Origin of the sequence: Micromonospora sp. WMMD712 (genome assembly GCF_029581295.1) — a bacterium.
Lineage (GTDB): Bacteria > Actinomycetota > Actinomycetes > Mycobacteriales > Micromonosporaceae > Micromonospora > Micromonospora carbonacea.
In genome coordinates this window covers 1,145,289-1,167,913 of the sequence record NZ_CP120743.1, presented here as the reverse complement: position 1 = coordinate 1,167,913, position 22,625 = coordinate 1,145,289, and the positions used below count along the sequence as shown (strand labels likewise).

At 73.8% G+C, this 22,625-nt stretch carries 21 protein-coding genes; 14 read left to right on the top strand and 7 right to left on the bottom strand.

The window, feature by feature from the left end; translation table 11 throughout:
• Positions 1 to 40 precede the first annotated feature (40 nt).
• Both O7633_RS04705 and O7633_RS04700 read right to left on the bottom strand, forming a co-directional pair.
• A complete protein-coding gene (locus O7633_RS04705; RefSeq protein WP_074473406.1) occupies positions 41 to 232 on the bottom strand; it encodes a DUF5703 family protein in 192 nt (63 codons plus the stop codon).
• A 94-nt stretch (positions 233 to 326) separates the two neighbouring features.
• Positions 327 to 1,298, bottom strand: a complete 972-nt coding sequence (locus O7633_RS04700) for an aldo/keto reductase (protein WP_043968769.1) — start codon at positions 1,296 to 1,298, stop codon at positions 327 to 329.
• A 181-nt stretch (positions 1,299 to 1,479) separates the two neighbouring features.
• Here O7633_RS04700 and O7633_RS04695 point away from each other — a divergent pair, with 181 nt between their 5' ends.
• Together O7633_RS04695 and O7633_RS04690 are read left to right on the top strand one after the other, a co-directional pair.
• Positions 1,480 to 2,532, top strand: coding sequence for an LLM class F420-dependent oxidoreductase (locus tag O7633_RS04695; protein WP_282326268.1), 1,053 nt, complete (start codon positions 1,480 to 1,482; stop codon positions 2,530 to 2,532).
• Positions 2,529 to 3,365 carry an undecaprenyl-diphosphate phosphatase gene (locus O7633_RS04690; RefSeq protein ID WP_077939957.1) on the top strand — a complete coding sequence of 279 codons (837 nt, stop codon included), beginning with the start codon at positions 2,529 to 2,531 and terminating at the stop codon, positions 3,363 to 3,365. Before O7633_RS04695 ends, O7633_RS04690 begins: the two co-directional genes overlap by 4 nt.
• Positions 3,366 to 3,527: 162 nt before the next feature.
• Here O7633_RS04690 and O7633_RS04685 read toward each other — a convergent pair whose 3' ends face one another.
• Entirely contained in the window at positions 3,528 to 4,139 is a 612-nt protein-coding gene (locus O7633_RS04685; protein ID WP_282326264.1) for a hypothetical protein, read from the bottom strand.
• A gap of 710 nt (positions 4,140 to 4,849) precedes the next feature.
• Between O7633_RS04685 and O7633_RS04680 the strand changes: the two genes are divergently transcribed.
• From O7633_RS04680 to mshC, 4 genes are all read left to right on the top strand, one after another.
• Positions 4,850 to 5,563 (top strand): histidine phosphatase family protein, encoded by a 714-nt coding sequence (locus O7633_RS04680; protein ID WP_178065151.1) that lies wholly within the window; start codon positions 4,850 to 4,852, stop codon positions 5,561 to 5,563.
• 121 nt (positions 5,564 to 5,684) lie between these two features.
• Positions 5,685 to 6,269 (top strand): DUF3090 domain-containing protein, encoded by a 585-nt coding sequence (locus tag O7633_RS04675; RefSeq protein WP_074477145.1) that lies wholly within the window; start codon positions 5,685 to 5,687, stop codon positions 6,267 to 6,269.
• Complete coding sequence (locus O7633_RS04670; RefSeq protein ID WP_178065152.1) at positions 6,266 to 7,084, top strand: SCO1664 family protein; 819 nt, start codon at positions 6,266 to 6,268, stop codon at positions 7,082 to 7,084. Before O7633_RS04675 ends, O7633_RS04670 begins: the two co-directional genes overlap by 4 nt.
• A gap of 121 nt (positions 7,085 to 7,205) precedes the next feature.
• A complete protein-coding gene (mshC, locus tag O7633_RS04665; protein WP_282326263.1) occupies positions 7,206 to 8,444 on the top strand; it encodes a cysteine--1-D-myo-inosityl 2-amino-2-deoxy-alpha-D-glucopyranoside ligase in 1,239 nt (412 codons plus the stop codon).
• A gap of 162 nt (positions 8,445 to 8,606) precedes the next feature.
• Here the strand turns inward: mshC and O7633_RS04660 are convergent, their stop codons facing one another.
• Together O7633_RS04660 and O7633_RS04655 are read right to left on the bottom strand one after the other, a co-directional pair.
• Entirely contained in the window at positions 8,607 to 9,398 is a 792-nt protein-coding gene (locus O7633_RS04660; protein WP_282326262.1) for a GntR family transcriptional regulator, read from the bottom strand.
• 119 nt (positions 9,399 to 9,517) lie between these two features.
• Positions 9,518 to 10,387 carry a PAC2 family protein gene (locus O7633_RS04655; RefSeq protein WP_043968784.1) on the bottom strand — a complete coding sequence of 290 codons (870 nt, stop codon included), beginning with the start codon at positions 10,385 to 10,387 and terminating at the stop codon, positions 9,518 to 9,520.
• Positions 10,388 to 10,598: 211 nt separating this feature from the next.
• Between O7633_RS04655 and metH the strand changes: the two genes are divergently transcribed.
• On the top strand, positions 10,599 to 14,114 hold the full coding sequence (gene metH / locus O7633_RS04650; RefSeq protein ID WP_282326261.1) for a methionine synthase: 3,516 nt from the start codon (positions 10,599 to 10,601) through the stop codon (positions 14,112 to 14,114).
• Between the two features lie 47 nt (positions 14,115 to 14,161).
• On the opposite strand, the gene O7633_RS04645 is transcribed toward metH, so the two are convergent.
• Positions 14,162 to 15,133, bottom strand: coding sequence for a 2-dehydropantoate 2-reductase N-terminal domain-containing protein (locus O7633_RS04645; protein ID WP_282326260.1), 972 nt, complete (start codon positions 15,131 to 15,133; stop codon positions 14,162 to 14,164).
• Positions 15,134 to 15,216: 83 nt separating this feature from the next.
• Here O7633_RS04645 and O7633_RS04640 point away from each other — a divergent pair, with 83 nt between their 5' ends.
• From O7633_RS04640 to O7633_RS04615, 6 genes are all read left to right on the top strand, one after another.
• Positions 15,217 to 15,819 carry a TetR/AcrR family transcriptional regulator gene (locus O7633_RS04640; RefSeq protein WP_282326257.1) on the top strand — a complete coding sequence of 201 codons (603 nt, stop codon included), beginning with the start codon at positions 15,217 to 15,219 and terminating at the stop codon, positions 15,817 to 15,819.
• A gap of 185 nt (positions 15,820 to 16,004) precedes the next feature.
• Entirely contained in the window at positions 16,005 to 17,153 is a 1,149-nt protein-coding gene (locus tag O7633_RS04635; protein WP_282328468.1) for a helix-turn-helix transcriptional regulator, read from the top strand.
• Positions 17,154 to 17,320: 167 nt separating this feature from the next.
• Positions 17,321 to 17,491 (top strand): hypothetical protein, encoded by a 171-nt coding sequence (locus O7633_RS04630; RefSeq protein WP_282326256.1) that lies wholly within the window; start codon positions 17,321 to 17,323, stop codon positions 17,489 to 17,491.
• Positions 17,478 to 18,677: a helix-turn-helix domain-containing protein gene (locus O7633_RS04625; protein WP_282326255.1), complete on the top strand. Its 1,200-nt coding sequence runs from the start codon at positions 17,478 to 17,480 to the stop codon at positions 18,675 to 18,677. Before O7633_RS04630 ends, O7633_RS04625 begins: the two co-directional genes overlap by 14 nt.
• Positions 18,674 to 18,922, top strand: coding sequence for a hypothetical protein (locus tag O7633_RS04620; RefSeq protein WP_282326253.1), 249 nt, complete (start codon positions 18,674 to 18,676; stop codon positions 18,920 to 18,922). Before O7633_RS04625 ends, O7633_RS04620 begins: the two co-directional genes overlap by 4 nt.
• 40 nt (positions 18,923 to 18,962) lie before the next feature.
• On the top strand, positions 18,963 to 19,799 hold the full coding sequence (locus O7633_RS04615) for a class I SAM-dependent methyltransferase (protein WP_282326251.1): 837 nt from the start codon (positions 18,963 to 18,965) through the stop codon (positions 19,797 to 19,799).
• A 76-nt stretch (positions 19,800 to 19,875) separates the two neighbouring features.
• On the opposite strand, the gene O7633_RS04610 is transcribed toward O7633_RS04615, so the two are convergent.
• Positions 19,876 to 21,174 carry a glycosyltransferase gene (locus tag O7633_RS04610; protein ID WP_278135776.1) on the bottom strand — a complete coding sequence of 433 codons (1,299 nt, stop codon included), beginning with the start codon at positions 21,172 to 21,174 and terminating at the stop codon, positions 19,876 to 19,878.
• A gap of 252 nt (positions 21,175 to 21,426) precedes the next feature.
• Here O7633_RS04610 and O7633_RS04605 point away from each other — a divergent pair, with 252 nt between their 5' ends.
• Positions 21,427 to 22,533, top strand: a complete 1,107-nt coding sequence (locus O7633_RS04605) for an ionic transporter y4hA (RefSeq protein WP_282326250.1) — start codon at positions 21,427 to 21,429, stop codon at positions 22,531 to 22,533.
• Positions 22,534 to 22,625 lie beyond the last annotated feature (92 nt).

Below are 22,625 nucleotides of genomic sequence, written 5' to 3'. Positions count from 1 at the left end.
CCGGCCGCGCCCCGGGACGGCGGGCGCGGCCCGCCCCGGGTCAGTACGACAGGCCGGGCTGCGGCTGGCTGACCACGCGGCGACGCAGCACCACCTGCCGCGTGCCGTCCCGGTACAACCGCACCCGGGCCAGCTCCCACCCGGAGAACTCGGCCTGGATCGCCAACTGCGCCGCAGCGGTCAGCCGGTCGACGTTCGAGGGCAGCCGCAGCGGCGCGTATTCGTAGTCCATGCGTCCATGCTGCCCAGCCAGGCGACCGTCCGCCACCCCGCCCGACCCGTCCCGCCAGCCCGGCCCGTCGCGCCCCGGGCCCGGCCGGGCCCGCTCAGCCGTCCCGCTCGGGATAGCCCACCGGCACCGCCGACACGTCGTCGAGCGCGACGATGATCTCCGCCGGCAGCGTCATCCGCTCCACCTGGAGCGCGCCCAGCAACTGCCCGACCGTCCGCGCGCCCAGGATCGGCGCCGTCACGCCCGGCCGGTCCCGGATCCACGCGAGCGCCACCTCCAGCGGCGACACGCCCAGCCCCCCGGCCGCCGTGGCCACCGCCTCCACGATGCTGGAGCAGCGCGGCTCCAGGTACGTCGCCACGAACGGCTCGAAGTGCGGCGACGCGGCCCGCGAGTCCGCCGGCCGGCCGTGCCGGTACTTGCCGGTGAGCACCCCCCGGCCCAGCGGCGACCAGGGCAGCACCCCGAGCCCCAGGGCCGCGCACGCCGGCAGCACCTCCCGCTCCACGCCCCGCTCCAGCAGCGAATACTCCACCTGGGCGGCCACCACCGGGGCCCGCCCCGGCCAGGCCGCCTGCCAGGCCGCCGCCCGCGCCGTCTGCCAGCCCGAGAAGTTCGACACCCCGACGTAGCGGACCCGGCCACTGGCCACCGCGTGATCCAACGCCGCGAGGGTCTCCTCCAGGGGCGTGTCCGGGTCGTACCCGTGGACCTGCCACAGGTCGACGTGGTCCGTGCCGAGCCGGCGCAGCGAGGCGTCCAGGGTCCGCAGCAGGTGGCCCCGGGAGCCGTCCCGGCGTCGGCCGCTGCCCGGCCGCAGCCCCGCCTTCGTCGCGATCAGCAGCTCGTCGCGGGGGACCAGGCTGCCCAGCAGCGACCCGATGACCGACTCCGCGTCACCGTCGCCGTACACGTCGGCGGTGTCCACCAGGTTGCCGCCCGCGTCGAGAAAGCTCTTCAGCTGGGCGGCCGCGTCGTCGGCGTCGGTGTCCCGGCCCCAGGTCATGGTGCCGAGCGCGAGCCGGGAAACCGCCAGCCCGCTTCGGCCGAGCGGTCGCTGTTGCATGGGTGAACCTTATTTCGAACCCGCCGCCACGGATATCCTCGCTCCCGTCAAGTTCCTGCTCGCCCTCCGGGCGACACCCACCCCCGGCCGCGCGGCGCGTTCGGGGTGAGCCGGTGATCGGCCGGGCCGCCCGCATTGCGTAACCTGATGCGACCTGTGGTGCGCCGATGGGGGAGGACCAGTGCGACTCGGGCTCAGTCTCGGATACCAGACGGCGTGGAGCACACCCGCCGACCACCTGGCGCTCGCCCAGGAGGCCGACCGGCTCGGCTACTCGGTGGTGTGGGCGGCGGAGGCGTACGGCTCCGACTCGCCGAGCATGCTGGCCTGGATCGCCGGCCAGACCGAACGAATCGACATCGGCAGCGCGGTGATGCAGATCCCCGCCCGGACCCCGGCCATGACCGCCATGACGGCGGCGACCATCGACGCCCTCTCCGGCGGCCGGTTCCGGCTCGGCCTGGGCGTCTCCGGCCCCCAGGTCTCCGAGGGCTGGCACGGGGTGCGCTTCGCCAAGCCCCTCGCCCGCACCCGCGAGTACGTCGACATCGTCAAGCTCGCCGTCGCCCGCAAGGAGGTCGCGTACGACGGCGATTTCTACACCCTGCCGCTGCCCGACGGCCCCGGCAAGGCGCTGCGACTGGGCTTCCACCCGCCGCGCGAACAGGTCCCGATCTACCTCGCCGCCGTCGGCCCGAAGAACCTGGAGCTGGCCGGCGAGATCGCCGACGGCTGGCTGGCCGTCTTCTACGCCCCCGAGTTCGCCGACGAGCAGCTCGCCGCCGTGGCCGCCGGGCGGGCGAAGGCCGGCAAGGAACTGGCCGGCTTCGACGTCGTGCCGTCGGTGCCGGTGGTCGTCGGCGACGACGTCGCCACCTGCGCCGAGCTGGTCCGCTGGTACGCCGCCCTCTACGTCGGCGGGATGGGCAGCCGGCAGCAGAACTTCTACAACCAGCTCGCCACCCGGATGGGCTACGGCGACGCCGCCCGCGAGGTGCAGGACCTCTACCTGGCCAAGCGGCAGCGCGACGCGGCCGCCGCCGTGCCGATGGAGTTCATCGACCGCACCTCGCTGCTCGGCCCCAGGGAGCGCATCGCCGAGCGCCTGCGCGAGTACGCCGCCGCCGGCGTCACCACCCTGTCGGTGACCCTCTTCGTCGCCGACCGCGACAGCGGCGTGCAGACGCTGCGCACCGTCGCCGAGGCCCTCGAGATGTCCGGGGTCGGCGAGTGACCTGGATCGAGGCCATCGTCCTGGGCGTCGTCCAGGGGCTCACGGAGTTCCTCCCGGTCAGCTCGTCGGGGCACCTGCGGATCACCTCGGCGATCTTCTTCGGCCGGGACGCCGGCGCGTCGTTCACCGCCGTCACGCAGCTCGGCACCGAGGCGGCCGTGCTGATCTACTTCGCCAAGGACATCTGGCGGATCACCCGGACCTGGATCGTCGGGCTCTGGGACCGTTCGGTGCGTGCCAGCCTCGACTACCGGATGGGCTGGTACGTGATCGTCGGCTCGATCCCGATCGGGCTGTTCGGCTTCCTGTTCAAGGACCAGATCCGCACCGCCGGGCGCAACCTGTGGGTGGTCGCCACCACGCTGATCGTCTTCGCGTTCGTGCTGGCCTTCGCCGAGTACTGGGGGCGGCAGAGCCGCACCCTGGAGAACTTCCGGATGCGCGACGGCATCGTGATGGGCTTCGCCCAGGCGATGGCGCTGATCCCCGGGGTGTCCCGCTCCGGCGGCACGCTCACCGCCGGCCTGCTGCTCAACCTCACCCGGGAGGCGGCGGCCCGGTACTCGTTCCTGCTCGCCATCCCGGCGGTCGTGATGTCCGGCATCTTCAGCGTCGGGGACGTCTTTGAGCCGTCCGCGCCGGGGACGTCCGCGCCGAGCGGGGCGCAGATGGTGGTGGCCACGCTCATCGCCTTCGTCATCGGCTACGCGGCGATCGCCTGGCTGCTGCGCTACGTCGCCCACCACACCCTGTACGTCTTCGTGCTGTACCGGGTCGCCCTCGGCACCCTCGTGCTCGCCCTCCTGATGACGGGCACGATCGCCGCCACCTAGGTGCAAGGAAGGGCCCCTTGTTAACGCTTTCTGTAGCGGAAGGGCCCCTTGTTAACACCCCGACTGGGCGGGGCCGCCGAGGGTCGGGGCGCCACCGGTAAGGACGCTACCGGCCGGGCTCCTGGTGTTCGGGGGCCCGGCCGGCAGCGTGTGTACGTGGTGTCAGCTGTTCCAGTGTTGGGTGACGAGGTCGGCGGCCTGCTGTTCCCACTGCGCGTAGGCGTCGGGGTAGGCCGACACCTGGACGGTCTGGGCGGCGTCGGTCAGGGCCATGTTCTGCCAGCCGTCGACCTGTCGCAGGCCCTTGAGGAACGCCGTCGTCGCGTATTCGGGGTCGGTGATCTGCTCGGGCGAGCCCCAGCCGCTGGAGGGACGCTGCTGGAACAGGCCGAGGGAGTCGTGGTCGTTGCGGTCACCCAGGTGACCCAGGTTCTCCAGCTTCGACTCCTGCAACGCCGTGCCGATCGAGATGACCGCGGCGCGCTCGTCCAGGCCGGCCTTCTTCGTGGCGGCGATGATGGCCTTGACGTTGGCGGTCTGCTCCGGGTCGAGGTCGATGCGCGACTGCGCGCCCTGCACGCCGTGGGGGATGAGCTTCCCGGCGTCCACGCCAGCGGTCTTGTCGGTCTTGTCGGCCTGGACGGCGGCGACGGGCCGCGCCTCACCGGTGCCGGTGTCGGTGGTGGTGTGGTGGAGGGGGCCGGCGGCGAGGCCACCGGCGAAGGCGAGTCCGGCGATGCCGAGGACGCTCTTACGCAGGATGGTCGTGTTCATCAGGGGTGACTCCAATCCGGGGGTCGGCACACCCTCACGCCCCGAACGGGGGCGGTACGGGGGTGTGCGAGCACCACGTCGAGGCGCCCGAACAACGAACAAACGGGGGGAAAGACGAGGGAGGACCAGGCCAGCTGCCGTGTGGTGCCGGCCCGGGTCCAGGTGTAACGACCGGCGACCCGCCCCCATTCCCGGCGACCGGCCACCACTCCTGGGGGTCGAGGGCTGCTGGGTCGGGGGGTCTGGGGGGTGCTGCTTCGGTCGTGCGTCAGGTGTAACGACCCCGACCCCGTCGAGATTCCGGCCCACGGGTTGCCGCCGGCCACCCCACCCCGTCCCCACGCCCGGACCGGGTGCCGGCCTCGACGCCCACGCCCCGCACCCACACCCCACGACCACCCCACGCCCCGCCCCGCCGAGGTCGGACAATCCGCCCATCCTGGTAGGGGCGTGACGGGATGACGGGCAAGTGGGGGCATCAACGGGCCGGGATACCCCCATCCGCCCGACATGAAGTCGATCAACCCAGTCCCGCCGACGGGCCGGGCTGAGCTGCCCCGCCAGAGTCGGACGATCCGCCCATCCGGGTGGAGGGGTGAGGGGATGTCGGGCAGGTGGCGGTATCAACCGGCGGCGGGATGCCGCCACCTGCCCGAGATGGAGTGGTCCGGCAACCCCTCGCCCTGTTCCGGTCCGTACGGCCGCCTAGGGTGGGCAGCGTGGCGACTCTTCTCCTCCTGCGGCACGGCCGCACCACCGCGAACGCCGACGGCGGCCTGGCCGGGCGGCAGCCCGTCGAGCTGGACGACACGGGCCGGGCCCAGGCGACGGCGGCGGGTGAGCGGCTGCGTGGGCTGCCCCTCGCGGCGGTGGTGACCAGCCCGCTGATCCGGTGCCGGCAGACCCTGGAACTGGCTCTGCCGCAGGCCGCGCCGACGGTGGACGAGGGGCTGATCGAGTGCGGGTACGGCAGTTGGGAGGGGCAGCCGCTCAAGAAGCTCGCCAAGGAGCCGCTCTGGCCGGTGGTCCAGCAGCACCCCAGCGCCGCCGTCTTCCCCGACGGGGAGGCCATGGCGGCGATGGCGGCCCGCGCCGTGGCCACGGTGCGCTCCTGGGACGCCCGGATCACCGCCGAGCACGGCCCCGAGGCGGTCTGGCTGGCGTGCAGCCACGGCGACGTGATCAAGGCCATCGTCGCGGACGCGCTCGGCGTACACCTGGATCTTTTTCAGCGCATCGTCGCGGACCCGGCGTCGGTCACGGCGATCCGGTACACGCCGCTGCGGCCCTTCCTGCTGCGGCTCAACGATACCGGCGGCGACCTGGCCGGGCTGGTGCCGCCGCCGCGCAAGCGACGGCGGCGGTCCGCGCGGCCGGCGGAGTCGGACGCTGCGGTCGGCGGGGGAGCGGGGGCCGGGCGGTGAGGCCGGCGACGGGCGTCCTCCCCGGCGGGCGGGCCGGGCGGCGCGACCGGTGCGGCGCGGGCGCGCGATTCCGGGTCGGTGGGGTGCGCGACGCTGTGGCGCGCCGGATAGGGTCGTGGGTATGACCCACCAGGTGCACGCCTTCGAGCCGCCGGAGCGGTTCGTCGCCGGGACCGTCGGGCCGCCCGGGGAGCGCACGTTCTTCCTGCAGGCCCGCGGCGGAGGCCGGCTGGTCAGCGTCGCGCTGGAGAAGGTCCAGGTGTCGTTGCTCGCCGAGAAGCTGGAGGAGCTGCTCACCGAGGCACAGCGCCGATTCGGCGTGCAGCTGCCCGAGGCGGTGGCCTCCGTGGGTGACAACGATCCACTGGACACGCCGGTCGACGAGGAGTTCCGCGTGGGCACCCTCGGGCTGGCCTTCGACGTCGACACCGCGACCGTCGTGATCGAGGCGATCGCCGCCGGGGAGGCGGAGGCCGAGGTCGAGCTGGGCGGCGACGAGGACGAAGACGACGACGAGGACGACGACGAGGAGCCGGACGAGGACCTGGACCGGTTGCGGGTCCGGTTGACCCCCGAGGCGACCCGCGAGTTCATCGAGCGGGCCCGCCGGGTGGTCAACGCCGGCCGTCCGCCCTGCCCGCTCTGCGGCCAGCCGCTGGATCCCGCCGGGCACCTCTGCCCGCGGCACAACGGTTATCACCGGTGACCTCGTCGGAACTCGAACGTCGACAGGACGACGCGGCGACGCTACGGCTGCTCCGTGACGGTGAGCTGACCGTCGAGGGCCGGCTGGTCGACGCGTCGAACGCGACGCTGCTCGGTGCGCTCACGCTCGACGGGGCGAGTGCCCGCTGCGTCTACAAGCCGGTGCGCGGCGAGCGTCCCCTCTGGGACTTCCCGGACGGCACCCTCGCCGGCCGGGAGGTCTCGGCGTACCTGGTCTCCCGGGCCACGGGTTGGGACCTGGTCCCGCCGACGGTGCTGCGCGACGGCCCGTTCGGGCCGGGCTCCTGTCAACTGTGGATCGACGAGCCCGACGACGCCGAGCCGCTGGTCGGCTTCGTGCCGGCGGAGGCGGTGCCGCCGCGCTGGTTCCCGGTCGCGGCGGCCCGGGACGACGACGGCGCCGCGTACGCGCTTGCCCACGCCGACGACCCGCGCCTGGCCCGGCTGGCGGTGCTCGACGCGGTCATCAACAACGCGGACCGCAAGGGCGGCCACGTGCTGCTCGGCGCGGACGACCGGCTCTACGGCGTCGACCACGGGGTGAGCTTCCACGTGGAGGACAAGCTGCGCACCGTGCTCTGGGGCTGGGCCGGCCGGGAGCTGCCGCCGGACGCGCTGGAGATGCTCGCCGACCTGGCGGTCCGGCTCGGCGGGGAGCTGGGTGAGGAGCTCGCCGAGCACCTGACGATCCGCGAGGTCGCCGAGCTGACGGCACGGGTGGGCCGGTTGCGCGACGGCGGCCGGTTCCCCCAGCCGCCGCAGGACTGGCCGGCGATGCCCTGGCCGCCGATGTAGCCGTCGGTTCCGACGGTCCGGCAGGCCCGACCGCGCCGCCCAGCAGGGACGTGAGCGGTTGTCGCGTTGGTCACCCGTGGGGCGGGTCCGGCGCGCGGGGCGGCTGGCTAGGCTGACGGTCATGGAGTCTTGGACGGGACATGAGGTGCCACGGCTGCCCGGCAGGGGTGGCCCGCTGACATTGTTCGACTCGGCGCGACGCGGTGCCCATCCCAGTCGGCCCGGCGACGTGGCCACCATGTACGTCTGCGGCATCACCCCGTACGATGCCACGCACCTCGGCCACGCCGCCACCATGATCACTTTCGATCTGGTGCAGCGGATGTGGCTGGACGCGGGCCTGACGGTGCGCTACGTGCAGAACGTCACCGACATCGACGATCCGCTGCTGGAGCGGGCCGAGCGCGACGGCGAGGACTGGAAGGTCCTGGCGATGCGGGAGACCGCGCTGTTCCGCGAGGACATGGAGGCGTTGCGGATGATCCCGCCGGCGCACTACGTCGGCGCGGTCGAGTCGATCCCCGACATCGCCGACAAGGTCCTCACCCTGCTCAAGGACGGCGCCGCGTACCGGCTCGACGACGGCACCGGGGACGTCTACTTCGACGTCGCCGCCGCGCCGGAGTTCGGCTACGAGTCCAACCTGTCCCGCGCCGAGATGCAGGAGATCTTCCCCGAGCGCGGGGGTGACCCGGAGCGGGCCGGCAAGCGCGACCCCCTGGACCCGCTGCTGTGGCGGGGCGCCCGCGAGGGCGAGCCGTCCTGGTCCGGCGGCGACCTCGGCCCGGGCCGCCCCGGCTGGCACATCGAGTGCGCGGTGATCGCGCTGAACCTGCTCGGCGAGTCGATCGACGTGCAGGGCGGCGGCAACGACCTGCTCTTCCCGCACCACGAGTGTTCCGCCGCGCACGCCGAGCGGCTCACCGGCCGGTCGCCTTTCGCGACCCACTACGTGCACGCCGGCATGATCGGCCTGAACGGCGAGAAGATGTCGAAGTCCAAGGGCAACCTGGTCTTCGTCTCCCGGCTGCGGGCCGACCTGGTGGACCCGATGGCGGTCCGGCTGGGGCTGATGGCCGGCCACTACCGCGCCGACCGCACCTGGACCGACGAGCTGCTCGCCGCCGCCCAGGAGCGCCTGGCCCGCTGGCGGCGGGCCGCCGCCGCGCCGTCCGGGCCGTCCGGCGAGGACTTCCTGGCGGAGGTACGCGAGCGCCTCGGCGACGACCTGGACACCCCGGGCGCGCTCGCGCTCGCCGACGACTGGGCGGAGCGTGCCCTCGCCGGCACGGGCACGGATCCCGAGGCCCCGGCCCTCTTCGCCACGACCGTCGACGCCCTCCTCGGCATCCGCCTCTGACCCCACCCCAACCGCCACCCCCTGTCGCCTCCTCGCCCCCTCCCGCCCCGGTGGTCAAGAGAACTGCGTCAGCGTCGATCTCCACGGTGACGCAAACCCCTTGATCACCGGGGCGGGGCCGGAGGGGGAGGCGCGGGGATCGCGCAGGGGAGGGGCAGGGGGCTAGCCCAGGATCAGGCCCGGATCCGGGTCGGGGGTCGGGGCGGGAGCCGGGATCTTGTATTCCTCGGTGAGGGTCGTCATCGGGCCGGGCCAGGTGGCCTGGGCGACCTCGATGGGCTTGCGCCGGGCGTCGTAGGCGACGTGCAGCAGGTGCAGCACGGGGGTGTCGGGGCGGATCTGGAGGGTCTCCGCCTCCTCGCGGCTGGGCTGGCGGGCGGTGATGGTGTCGGTGGCGGTGACGTACTGCCGGCCGGTGGCCTCCTCCGCCTCCTGGTAGAGGGGCCGGCCGAACGCCTCGCCCCGTTCCAGCGTGGTGCCGGCGGTGTCGGCCGGGAGGAACCAGGAGGCGCCCACCTCGACGGGGGAGTCCTCGGTGCGGACGAGGTGGCGGCGGCAGAGCAGCTCGGTGCCGTCGGCGACGCCGAACGCGTCGGCCACCTCGGGCGGGGCGGGGGCGCGGCCGACGGAGACGAGCTGCTGACGGTACCGGGCGGCCAGGTCCGTGTGGTAGCCGCGGAATCCGCCGTACCGGCCCCGGGAGAGGCGGTTGAGCCGGCGTCGGGTGCCCCTGACGTACGTGCCGGAGCCGGGCTTGGTGATCAGGATGCCCTCGACCCGCAGCTGGTCGACGGCGCGCTGCACGGTCTGCTTGGCGACGCCGAACATCTCGGCGATGGCCGGGATGGACGGCAGCCGCTCGCCCGGCCCCCAGTCGCCGCGGCGCACCTGGGCCTTGAGCTGCGCGGCGATCTGCCGGTGCGGGAACTCGGCGGCACCCGGGTTGATCTGCATGGCTCCTCCTGGAGATCACAGCTAGGTTCCTAGGATGCCCCACGGGGTGTGAGCGCGCCACCCCGAACCCGCGAGAGCCCCCGGACCAGGCGGTCCGGGGGCTCTCGGAGTGGATCCGGCTACCAGGAGCCGGCGGTGGGGCCGGCGGAACCGCCGCGCCGGCGCAGGTACTTCTCGAACTCCTGGGCGATCTCGTCCCCGGTCAGCGGGGTGATGCCCGCGTCGCCGACGCGTTCCTCCAGCTCGCGCACGTATTCCCCCAGCTCGGCGTCCTGCTCGGCGGCCCCGCGCACCCGCTGTTCCCACTCCGCCGCCTCCTCCGCCAGGTCGGCCATCGGCACCGGCAGGTCGAGCACCTCCTCGACCCGGTGCAGCAGCGCGAGGGTGGCCTTGGGGCACGGCGGGTTGTTCGCGTAGTGCGGCACGTGCACCCAGAAGGACACGGCGTCGACCTCGGCGCGGGTGCAGGCGTCGTGCAGCACCCCGACGATGCCGGTGGGGCCGTCGTAGCGGGTGGGGGTGAGCTGGTAGCGGCGGGCGGCCTCCGCGTCGGAGGCGCTGCCGCTGATCGGCAGGGGCCGGGTGTACGGCACGTCGGCCAGCAGCGCGCCGAGCAGCACCACCCGTTCGACCTCCAGGCTGTGGCAGATCTCCAGCACCTGTTCGCAGAACGTGCGCCAGCGCATGCTCGGCTCGATGCCCCGGATCAGCACCACGTCCCGCTCGGTGCCCTCGGGGCTGGCCACCATGAACCGGGTGGTGGGCCACTCGACCCGGCGGGTCTCGCCGTCGGCCATCGTGATCGTCGGCCGGCTGACCTGGAAGTCGTAGAAGTCCTCCGGGTCCAGCTCGGTGACCTGCCGCGCCTGCCAGACCTGTTCCAGGTGCTCGACCGCCGCGGTGGAGGCGTCCGCGGCGTCGTTCCAGCCCTCGAAAGCGGCGATGGCCACGGGGGACCGCAGCACCGGCAGTCCGTCGAACTCGGTCATGCCGTCACCTCACCTTGTCGTCGGCGGGCGGTCCCGGGCTGCGGCCCGGTCGTCCGCCTGCCGGGCCCGGTGACGTCCCTGATGTCCTTCACGTCCGTCAGCCTACGTGTCGGGGCCGGATGCGGCCCGTCGGCCGCGCCGGTCCGGCCCGTGGGCCCCGGTGCGCGGCGGCCCGCCCCCGCCCCCGGATCCGCGCACTACCCTGAGTGGCGTGCGGACTTCGCTGCTGGACGTGCTGGCGGAGCGGGTCCTCGTCGCCGACGGCGCGATGGGGACGATGCTCCAGGCGGCCGAGCTGACCCTGGACGACTTCGAGGGGCACGAGGGTTGCAACGAGATCCTCAACGTCACCCGCCCGGACGTGATCCGTGGGGTGCACGACGCCTACCTCGCGGCGGGCGCGGACTGCGTCGAGACCAACACCTTCGGCGCGAACCTCGCCAACCTGGGCGAGTACGGCCTCCAGCACCGGATCGGGGAGCTGTCCGAGGCCGGCGCGCGGATCGCCCGGGAGGCCGCCGACGCGTGGGGCGCCGCCGGGCGGCCCCGGCTCGTGCTCGGGGCGATCGGCCCCGGCACGAAGCTGCCCACCCTCGGGCACGCCGCGTACGCGACGCTGCGCGACGCGTACCAGCAGAACGCTTCGGGCCTGCTCGCCGGTGGCGTGGACGCGTTGATCGTCGAGACCTGCCAGGACCTGCTCCAGGTGAAGGCGGCCGTCGTCGGGTCCCGGCGGGCGATGGCCGAGGCCGGGCGGCGCCTGCCGCTGATCTGCCACGTGACCGTGGAGACCACCGGCACGATGCTGCTGGGCAGCGAGATCGGCGCGGCGCTGACCGCCCTGGAGCCGCTGGGCATCGACCTGATCGGGCTGAACTGCGCGACGGGCCCGGCGGAGATGACCGAGCACCTGCGCTACCTGTCCCGGCACGCCCGGGTGCCGCTGTCGGTGATGCCGAACGCCGGCCTGCCGCAGCTCACCGCCGACGGCGCGGTCTACCCGCTGACCCCGGTGGAGCTGGCCGACGCGCTGGAGCGGTTCGTCGCCGAGTACGGGGTGTCGCTGGTCGGCGGGTGCTGCGGGACGACGCCGGAGCACATCCGGCTGGTCGCCGAGCGGCTGCACGGGGCGCGGCCGGGCGTCCGCGAGCCGCGCCCCGAGGCCGGGGTCTCCTCGATCTACCACCACGTGCCGTTCGCGCAGGACGCCAGCGTGCTGATGGTGGGGGAGCGGACCAACGCCAACGGGTCGAGGGCGTTCCGGGAGGCGATGCTGGCCGGCGACTGGCAGGCGTGCGTGGAGATCGCCCGCAGTCAGGCCCGGGACGGCTCGCACCTGCTGGACCTGTGCGTGGACTACGTGGGCCGCGACGGCACCCGGGACATGCGGGAGCTGGCGGGGCGGTTCGCCACCGCGTCCACGCTGCCGGTCATGCTGGACTCGACCGAGCCGGCGGTGATCGAGGCCGGGCTGGAGATGCTCGGCGGGCGGTGCGTGGTCAACTCGGTCAACTTCGAGGACGGCGACGGGCCGGGTTCCCGCTACGCCCGGGTGATGCCGGTCGTCGTCGAGCACGGGGCGGCCGTGGTGGCGCTGCTCATCGACGAGGAGGGGCAGGCCCGCACGGCCGAGTGGAAGGTGCGGGTCGCGCAGCGGCTGATCGAGGACCTCACCGGCCGGTGGGGGCTGCGCCGGTCCGACATCCTGATCGACGCGTTGACGTTCCCGATCGCCACCGGCCAGGAGGAGACCCGCCGCGACGGCGTCGAGACGATCGAGGCGATCCGGGAGATCGCGCGGCGCTGGCCGGGGGTCAACTTCACCCTCGGCGTGTCGAACGTGTCGTTCGGGCTGAACCCGGCGGCCCGGCAGGTGCTCAACTCGGTCTTCCTGCACGAGTGCGTGCGGGCGGGGCTGACGTCGGCGATCGTGCACGCCAGCAAGATCCTGCCGATGTCGAAGATCCCCGACGAGCAGCGCGAGGCCGCGCTGGACCTGGTGTACGACCGGCGGCGCGCCGGCCACGACCCGGTGCAGCGGTTCATCGAGGTCTTCGAGGGGGTGGACGCCTCGTCGGCGCGGGCCACCCGGGCGGAGGAGCTGGCGGCGCTGCCGCTGGACGAGCGGCTGCGGCGGCGGATCGTCGACGGTGAACGCAACGGCCTGGAGGCCGACCTCGACGCGGCGATGGCGGAGGGCCGGTCGCCGCTGTCGATCATCAACGACCTGCTGCTGGACGGCATGCGGGTGGTCGGGGAGCTGTTCGGCTCGGGCCAGATGCAGCTTCCGTTCGTGCTCCAGTCGGCCGAGGTGATGAAGACGGCGGTGGCCTACCTGGAGCCGCACATGGAGAAGGCCGACGACGGCGGCAAGGGCCGGATCGTGCTGGCCACGGTCAAGGGCGACGTGCACGACATCGGCAAGAACCTGGTCGACATCATCCTGTCCAACAACGGCTACGAGGTGGTCAACATCGGCATCAAGCAGCCGATCTCGGCGATCCTCGACGCGGCCGAGCAGCACCGGGCCGACGCGATCGGCATGTCGGGGCTGCTGGTCAAGAGCACGGTGGTCATGAAGGAGAACCTGGCCGAGATGGCCGAGCGCGGGGTGGCGCAGCGCTGGCCGGTGCTGCTCGGCGGGGCGGCGCTGACCCGGGCGTACGTGGAGGACGACCTGCGGGCGGCGTTCCCCGGCCAGGTGCACTACGCCCGGGACGCCTTCGAGGGGCTGTCGCTGATGGACCGGGTGATGACGGCCAGGCGGGGTGGCGCGCCGGTGGTGGACCCGCAGCGGGAGGCGGCCCTGGCGGCGCGGCGGCAGCGCCGGGAGCGGCAGCGGACGATGGTCGGTGACGCGCTGCCGGGGTTGGACGACGCGTCGGTGCGTTCCGACGTGGCGGTCGACGTGGAGGTGCCGACGCCGCCGTTCTTCGGCACGCGGGTGGTGCGGGGTGTGCCGCTGGCCGACTATGCGGCGTTGCTGGACGAGCGGGCGACGTTCCTGGGGCAGTGGGGGCTGCGGGGCGCGCGGGGCGGGAAGGGCCCGTCGTACGAGGAGTTGGTGGAGACCGAGGGGCGGCCCCGGCTGCGCTACTGGCTGGACCGGCTGACCGCCGACAAGGTCCTGGAGGCGGCCGTGGTGTACGGCTACTTCCCGGCGTACTCGGAGGGCAACGACCTGGTGGTGCTCGGCGAGGACGGGCGCACCGAGCGGGCCCGGTTCTCGTTCCCCCGGCAGCGGCAGGAGCGGCGGTTGTGCCTGGCCGACTTCTTCCGGCCGCGCGGCGACGGCCCGGACGTGGTGGCGTTGCAGTTGGTGACGGTCGGGCAGCCGATCAGCGACTACACGGCGAAGATGTTCGCCGGCAACTCCTACCGGGACTATCTGGAGGTGCACGGCCTGTCCGTGCAGCTCACCGAGGCCCTGGCGGAGTACTGGCACCGGCGGATCCGCGCGGAGCTGACGCTGCCGGGCGGCCGTACGGTGGCCGACGACGACCCGGCGGACCTGGCGGGCCTGCTGCGCACCGACTACCGGGGCTGCCGGTACGCGTTCGGCTACCCGGCCTGCCCGGACCTGGAGGACCGGGCGAAGATCGTGGACCTGCTGGGCGCCCAGCGGATCGGGGTGGAGTTGTCGGAGGAGTTCCAGCTCGTGCCGGAGCAGGCGACGGACGCGATCGTGGTGCACCACCCGGAGGCGAACTACTTCAACGCGAAGTGATCGCGTCGCGGGGCGGGGGCGGAGTGCCCTGCGCCGCCGGGGCCTTCCTACCCCGCGTCCGTCCCGGCGACCCCGGCCGGGTTCCCCTCGGCGAAGTAGGGTTCGGCCGCCTCCAGCCGGGGCGTCCGAACTCCGAGCCTGCGCGCTTCGGCCAGCGTGTCGCGGCAGATGGCGCGCAGCTCCTCGGGGTTGGCGTGGGCCGACGTGACCCGGCGCATCGGTGGGAACCAGGCGAGCAGCCAGGCGAGCGCCGGGGCGGCCAGCCAGAGGGGCGCGGTGAACGGCAGCAGCTCGGCCCGGTGCCGCCGCAGCTCGACGCCGCGTGCCTCGACCAGCGGCAGCAGTTCGCGGACGGCGAGGATCGCCTCGCGTACGTCGCGGCGCGTCATCGTGGCCAGCGAGCCGCGCCGCAGGCTCTGCGTGTGCAGGCCCGCGTTCTGCACGAAGTGGACCGCCAGCCAGCCCCGGAAGTCGGGGTTCTCGTTGATCCGGAGCCCCGCCCCGCGCAACAGTTCGCGTACGGCCCGCTCGCGCGCGGTCGGCGGTCGGCCGAGGGTGCCGAGGAAGACCACGGGCAGCAGCGCTCCGCGCAGCACCCCGTCGTCGCCGAACCCGCCGCCGGCCCCGGGGAAGCCCCAGGCAACCTGCTCCGCGGGGAGCGCCGCGATCGCGGTCGGCGGCTCGACCCACAGGTTGTTGAAGACGAGCACCGTGGCCCCGCCCACGCGTGGCCCGAGGAAGGCTGCGGCCTCCGCGAAGTTGTAGTGCTGCACGCTCAGCACGATCAGGTCGAAGTCGTGGTCCGGCTCCAGGGACTCGCGGTAGCGCACCGGCCACTTCTCGGTGACCCGCTTGCCCCACGGCAGGCGTCGCGCGTCGAGCAGATCAAGGTCGATCGCCTCCCCGTACGCCGCCGCCCGCCCCGGCCGGACGTAGAACTCGACCTGGTGCCCGGCCCGTTCCAGGGCCCACCCGTAGACGGCGCTGATGACGCCCCGGCCGAACATCAAGATCTTCACGCGTCACTCCGTACGCTACAATTGGAGACCATCTCCACTTCCAAAATATGGAGACCGTCTCCACTTGTCAACGGGGGCCGCACGTGACCGACGCCAAGCCGCTGCGCGCCGACGCCCGCCGCAACCGCGACGCCCTGCTCGCCAAGGCGCGGGAACTCTTCGCCGACAACGGCTTCGACCTGCGCTTCGACGACTTCGCCAAGCTGGCCGGCGTGGGCACCGGCACGCTCTACCGCCACTTCCCGACCCGGGAAGCCCTCGCCGAGGCGGTCTACCGCGAGGAGCTCGCCGCCCTGTGCGACCGGGCCCGCACCCTGCGCGCCACCGTCCCGGCCGACGAGGCGCTGGAGTCCTTCCTGCGCGGGCTCGTCGCCCACCTGGACGCCCATCAGGGCCTCGCCCGCACCCTCGTGGTGCTCATGGCCACCCGCGCGGAGGCGATGGCCGAGGGCGCCCAGGCCCTGCACCGGGTCGTCGCCGACCTGCTGGCCTCCGCCGTCGAGGCGGGAGCCATGCGCGCCGACGTGGGCGCCGGCGCTGTCATGATCGCCCTCCAGGGCATCTGCGCGGCGTACGACCACCCGGACTTCCGCGCCGACGCGGACCAGGTCGTCACCCTCGTCCTCGCCGGCCTCCGCCACCCCGCGCGCCCGCGCCACGCCCCGCCCGGCATCGTCCGTGGCTGACTGACCGCGACGGCAGCGACAGCGGCGGCCGGCCGCCGACGTGGACTCCACCGGGTGACACTGCGTTCAGTGCGCTCGCGTGTACCGTCCGAAGTGTCCGCTGGTTGATGCCAGCGGGAATGCCGCCAGCCCTCGACCTGGGAGTGTCGCTGATGCCCCGTCGTCCCATACCCGTCGATCCGTCGATCGGTGATCGCATTCGGGCCCGTCGCGAGCTGCGGGGTTGGAGCATCCGGCATGCCGCCAGCCGTGCTGGCATCTCCCACACGTCGTGGTCGCGGATCGAGCGTGGCCAGCAGCGCACCGACCGGTACATGGTGGTGGATCTTGCTGCGGCGCTGGAGTGCTCGGTGGTCGATCTGACCGGGCAGGCGTACACGCCGGCCGATCGGCAGCTCGATGCGGCACGGATCGATGCCGAGCGGGTGTGGCGGATCATGATGGACACGCCGATGGTCGGCGCGCGGGAGATGCCGGCCACCGTCGAGCAGGTGCGCCGGGAGGCAGGGCTCGTGCGTGCCCTGTACGGGCGGTGTGACTACGCGGGTGCCCTGCGCAGGCTTGTCGACCTGGTGCCCGCGATGCACGGCCTGACCGATCGGCGGGCGGCGTTGGCGGAGATGGTCCCCGTCTACGGGGTCGCGATGGGTTCCCTGCTCAACGTCGGCTATCCGGCTCACGCGTGGCTCGCGGCGGAACGCTGTGCGGAGGCGGCGGGACTGCTGGACGATCCGGTGGCGGCGGGGGTGGCAGCGGCCAACCGGGCGCGGGTGTCGGCCTACTCCGGCGCGTACGGGCCGGCGCGGGCATGGTGCGACGCGGCGGGCGCCGACCTGGCGGGCAGCGGGGCGGACGGGGCCCTGGACGTGCTCGGGTTCCTGCATCTCGCGCGGGCCCATCACCTCGCCGGCCTGCGTGACCGGGCGGGCGCGGAGGAGCATCTCGCCGAGGCGGCGCGGATCGCCGCGCACACGGGGGAGACCGAGAGCTGGGATCTTGCCTGGGGCCCGCGGAACGTGGCGCTGTGGCGGATGGCGTTCCAGCTCGACACGGGCCGACCGGAGGAGGCGATCCGGACGGCCACCGGTGTGGACGTGAGCGGCCTGCCGGCGGTACGGCAGGTGTACTTCTGGCTGGACCTGAGCCGGGCCGCGGAGGCGGTCGGGCGGAGCCGGGACGCGGTGCGGATGCTGCTCGCGGCGGAGCGGGTTGGTCCGCAGCACGCGCGTTCGTCGACGTCGGCGCGCGAGACGGCCCGGGAGTTGCTGCGCCGGGGCGCTGCCTCGCCGGAACTGCGGGGCCTGTGTGAGCGGATGAGCATGACCGTGCAGTAGCCATCCGATAGTGGTGCGTAGGCGTTCCAGTGGCCGTGTGTGCTGTCCGTAGCGTTCTGATCACGGATGTGGCTGCTTCGATCTGACTGCCGCCGTGGCCCTGAGTCAGCGCGGCGGTGGCGGTCCTTCCCGGAGAGCCGGCCGCGCCACTTCCGGAAGGGTTTCAGATGGGCGGCACGCAGCGCGATCCAGGGCCGAGCCGGGGCGAGCAGGCGGAAACGGATGAACGGGAGGCGGCAAGACAGCGGATCCTCGCCCAGGCCGAGGCCGAACGGATACCGGTCGAGGAGACGACCCGGGCGGTGCCGGACCGGCGGTGGCGTCGTGGACAACAGTGAGCCGCCGATAGGGCGTCGGGTGGCGCAGTGGCGGGCGCGGCGGCGGATGACGCAGCAGATGCTCGCCGACCGGTTGGGCAAGTCCAAGAGCTGGGTGGACAAGGTCGAACGTGGCGTTCGCGCCTTGGACAGGTTCTCCGTCATCCAGGAAGTCGCCGAGGTGCTGCGGGTGGACGCGGCGTTGCTGCTGGGCGGTGACGTGCGGCGGGCGGGAACCGGCGGAACCGAGGGCGTGCAGGGGGTCCGGGCGGCGCTCGCCTGCCACGACATCCGCGCGGCCGGGCCTGAGGTGTGGCCGGTAGGGTCCACGGGCGAGTTGCACCGGCGGGTGGAGCACGCGTGGCTGACATATCAGCACGCGCACTACCCGCAGTTGATGCGGCTGGTGCCTGCCCTCCTCGCCGACGCCAGTTCCGCGCACGCCGCCGGTGGCGGGGGCGACGTGGCGGGCCTGCTGAGACAGGTCTATCGGATTGTCGCCTCGCTGCTGGTGAAGCTCGGTGAGCCGGATGTGGCGTGGCTCGCGGCCGACCGGGCCATGGTTCTGTCCACCGGCGACGCGCTGTGGACGGCGGTGGCGTCGGTGCCGCTCGGTCAGGCGTTGCGTGCGTCAGGCCAGGGTCGGGTGGCTGTGGCAGCGACGACCGTCGCCGCCCACCGGATCGCGCCGAGCGTGCCCCACGGGGCCCTGCCACAGGATCTGGCGGTGTGCGGCACTCTGCTGGTCGAGGCGGCCCTTGCCGCCGCCACCTGCGCCGACCACCGCAGCGTGGCGGAACTACTCGACCGGGCCGCCGAGATCGCCGAGCGGGTTGACGGCGGCCAGGACCACCACCACACCGGCTTCGGGGCGGCGGCGGTGCGGGTGGCGCGGGTCGCGGCGGCCGTCGAACTCGGCGACGGCGGCGAGGCAATCGCCCAGCACGCGCAGACGGTCAGGCTGCCCGGCTGGCGGCGACTGCCCGTCGAGCACCGGGCCGCCTACCTGGTCGATGTCGCGCGGGCGTACCTCCAGGTCGGTGACCTGCTGGGGGCGGGCCGTGCCCTGGTCGAGGCGGATCGGGCCGCGCCGGCCGAGGTCCGGGTGCGGCCATCGGCGCGTACGGTGATCGCCGAGGTGGCCCGGTGCGGCCCGGCGCCGGCCGGCGTCGCGCACCTGGCCACGGCGATCGGCCTGATTCGATGACCGCGCCGTTCCTGTCCCTGGCGCAGATCCGCAACCGGCTGATCCTCACCGCCCGCTGGGTCCTGCGCGACCACCGCCCCGGGCCCGACGGACGCTGTCCGGTCTGCCGCACGGCGGGCTGCCCGGCGGTGACCGCCGCCCGCGACGTCCTGCGCGCCACCACGGACGTGCGCCTCTGGAGCACCACAGCCCAGCCCACGGCACCCGATCGGCACGATCCCGGCGGGCCGCGGCGGAGCGGATGAGCGGGCCGCTGGTCGTCTCGGCAACCGGTAGGGTGCGGCCGTGACGGACGGGTGGGCGTGGGACGAGTCGCTGTTCGAGGGCGCCGCCGCGCACTACGAGCGGGGCCGCCTGCCCTACGCGGAGGGACTCGTGGCGGCGCTCGCCGACGAGCTGGGGCTCGACGGTTCGGGGCGGCTGCTGGATGTGGGCTGCGGCCCGGGGACGGTGACGGTGCCGCTGGCCGGGTGGTTCGCCGAGGCGGTGGGCGTGGACCCCGACGCCGGGATGCTGGCCCGGGCGCGGCTGCGGGCCGCGCGCGACGGCGTGGGCAACGTCCGGTGGGTACGCGCGCGGGCCGAGGACCTGCCCGCCGGGCTGGGCGTGTTCCGGGTGGTGGTGTTCGCGCAGTCGTTCCACTGGACGGTTCAGGACGCCGTCGCCGCCACGGTGCGGGGGATGCTGCCGCCGGGCGGGGCGTTCGTGCACGTCGGCGAGGTCACGGAGCCGTCGTCGACGCAGGGGCTGCCGCATCCGACGCCCCCGTACGACGGGATCGCCGACCTGGTGCGCCGCTGGCTCGGGCCGGTGCGGCGGGCCGGTCGGGGGTTCCTGCCGGGCGGGACGCCGGGCGGCGAGGCGCAGGTCCTGGCCGGGGCGGGCTTCGCGGGCCCGACGCGGCTGCGGGTGCCCTCCGGCGTGGTGGCGCGGCGGTCGGTCGACGACGTCGTGGCGTGGGTGCACTCGCGGTCGGACGGGGCCCCGCACCTGTTCGGGACGCGGCTGGCGGAGTTCGACGCCGAGCTGCGCGCCCTGCTCCTCGCGTCGTCGCCGGGCGGATGGTTCGCCGAGCGGGTGCCCGACACGGAGGTGCGGATCTGGCGTACTCCTCGGGCCTGAGGGCGGGGTCCGGCCGGGTGGCGTGCCGCCGGCCGGCACGGGGGTCGGCCGGCGGCACGCGGCGGGGGCGGGCCGGTCAGCCGGCCGCGACGGACGCGGCGGCGGCCACCTCGGCCAGCGGCCCCTGCACCAGTGGGCCCTGCACCGAGCCGCCGATGCGGTGGGCCTCGGCGAGGAGGTGGGCGCGCCAGCGCCGCCACAGCGGGGTCATCCGGGAGGTCAGCCAGACGACGTCGACGGCGTCGTCGGGCAGGACGGTGCGGATGCCGAGGGCGTGGCGGGCCGGGTGCGCCGGGTCGTCGGGGAGCTTGGCGAGCAGCGTCTCGTCGTAGTCGAACAGGTGGGCGGGCGGGAAGCCGGGCGGCAGCTCGCCGCCGCAGCCGAACACGGCGATCCGGGCGCCGGGCGGCACGGTGTCGCGCAGCCGGGCCAGTTCGGCCGTGACGTCGAGGGCGCGGACCCGGTTGACGGCGCGGCGGATGGCGGGCAGCTCCTGGCGCAGGTGCCAGGCGCGGGTGTCCTCCAGTTGGGGCAGGTGCCGGGCGAACCAGGCCCAGAGCAGCTCCAGCACCGGCTCGGGGTGCTTGCGCAGGATGGTCAGGACGTTGCTGGGGTTGTCGCCGGTGTCGCCGGTGGCCTCCCGGGGGTGGGGGCTGTCCACCGCCCACGCCTCGCGGCTGACCTCGAAGGCGAGTCCGTGGCGGTCCAGGCGCAGGCCGAGTTCGATGTCCTCGCCGCCCCAGGAGCGGAAGTCCTCGTCGAAGCCGCCGACGGCGTGGAAGCCCGCCGCCGGCACGGAGCAGTTGAGCGACCAGAACAGCTGCCAGGCCAGGGGCACCCGGGACAGGTCGAAGGCGGTGCTGGCGAAGGTGGCGTGCCGGCCGTCCTGGAAGGAGGGCAGCGCCCCGAACGCGCGGACGATCTCCTCGGGGCTGCGGTCGCGGGTCGCGGCCTCCAGCCCGGGGAGGGGGTCGCCGGGCTGGTAGCCGAAGGTGTAGCCGAGCACGGCGCGGGGCGGCCCGGGCCGGGCGTGGGCGGCGAGGTGGGCGGCGAGGAAGTCGGGGCCGGGCAGCACGCCGGTGTCGACGAACGCGAGGACGTCGCCGGTGGCGAGCCGGGCGCCGGCGTTGCGGGCGGCGGCGGCGCGGAAGCCGAGGTCGGGCTGGAAGTGGTAGCGCAGGCGCAGCCGGTCGGCGAACGCGTCGACGGTCTGCCGGGTGTCGTCGGTGGAGCCGTCGTCGGCGACGACGACCTCGTACCGCTCGGCGGGCATCCGTTGGCCGGCGAGCGCGGTCAGGGTGCCGCGCAGCAGGGGCGCGCGGTTGTAGGTGGGGACGATGACGGAGATCAGTGGCGTTGCGGCGCCAGATGACATGGTGTGACTCCGGTACTCGGGGGCGTCACAACCTATCGACCGTTGACTGAGTCGCGCATCAGTCGTGAGGCTTGTTCATCTCCTGCTTACGGAGCGCGGGAAGCCCTTACCCGAGTCACATTCCCGTATTGTCGGGCATCATTGTCGGGTATCGGCCGCGACCGAAACAGCCCAGCCGCGCCGAGCCGACGCGGGAGCGGGGCGCGTCCCGAACTGTGGGCGATGATCGTGATTTCTGGCAGGGTTGACACCATGCCGGCCCTCCTGCGTTCCCGTGTCACCGACTGGACCCTCACCGTGCCCGTGCTGGCCGTGGTGATCCTGGCTCTGACCTGGGGCAGGGAGCTGCCCCCGTTGGTCGTGGGGGTGGTCGCGACGTTCCTCGCCGGGGCGGTGCTCGCCGCCGTGCACCACGCGGAGGTGGTCGCCCACAAGGTGGGCGAGCCCTTCGGCTCGCTGGTCCTCGCCGTCGCCGTCACGGTGATCGAGGTGGCCCTGATCGTCACCCTGATGATCAGCGGCGGGGACAAGACGGTGTCGCTGGCCCGGGACACGGTCTTCGCCGCCGTCATGATCACCTGCAACGGCATCCTCGGCCTGTCCCTGCTGCTCGCGGCCCTGCGCCGCCGGGTGGCGGTGTTCAACCCCGAGGGCACCGGCGGGGCCCTGGCCACCGTGGCCACCCTGGCCACCCTCAGCCTGGTGGTGCCGACCTTCACCACCAGCCGGCCCGGCCCCGAGTTCTCCCCGCCGCAGCTCGTCTTCGCCGCCGTGGCGTCGCTCGCCCTGTACGGGCTGTTCGTGCTGGTGCAGACCGGCCGGCACCGCGACTACTTCCTGCCGGTCACCTCCGACGGGACCGTCGCCGACGCCGACGGCGACGGGCACGCCGACCCGCCGTCGACCGGCGCCGCCCTGGCCAGCCTGATCATGCTGCTGGTGGCGCTGATCGCCGTGGTGGGCCTCGCGAAGATGGTGTCCCCGGCGATCGAGGCCGGGGTCTCGGCGGCGAACCTGCCGCAGGCGTTCGTCGGTGTGGTGATCGCGCTGCTGGTGCTGCTGCCCGAGACCCTCGCGGCAGCCCGCGCCGCCCGCCGCGACCGGGTGCAGATCAGCCTCAACCTGGCCCTCGGGTCGGCCATGGCCAGCATCGGCCTGACCATCCCCGCCATCGCCATCGCCTCGATCTGGCTCGACGGGCCGCTGCTGCTCGGGCTCGGCGGCACCCAGCTGACCCTGCTGGCGCTGACCGTCGTCACCGGCGTGCTGACCGTGGTGCCGGGCCGGGCCACCCTGTTGCAGGGCGGCGTGCACCTGGTCCTACTGGCCGCGTTCGTCTTCCTCGCCGCCAGCCCCTGATTCCGCGCCGCCACCCCTGCGGGCCGCGCGCCGGCCCGGCGCGGCCCGGCCCACGGGCGCGGCCCCGGTCGACCGCGATCGGGGATGGTCAC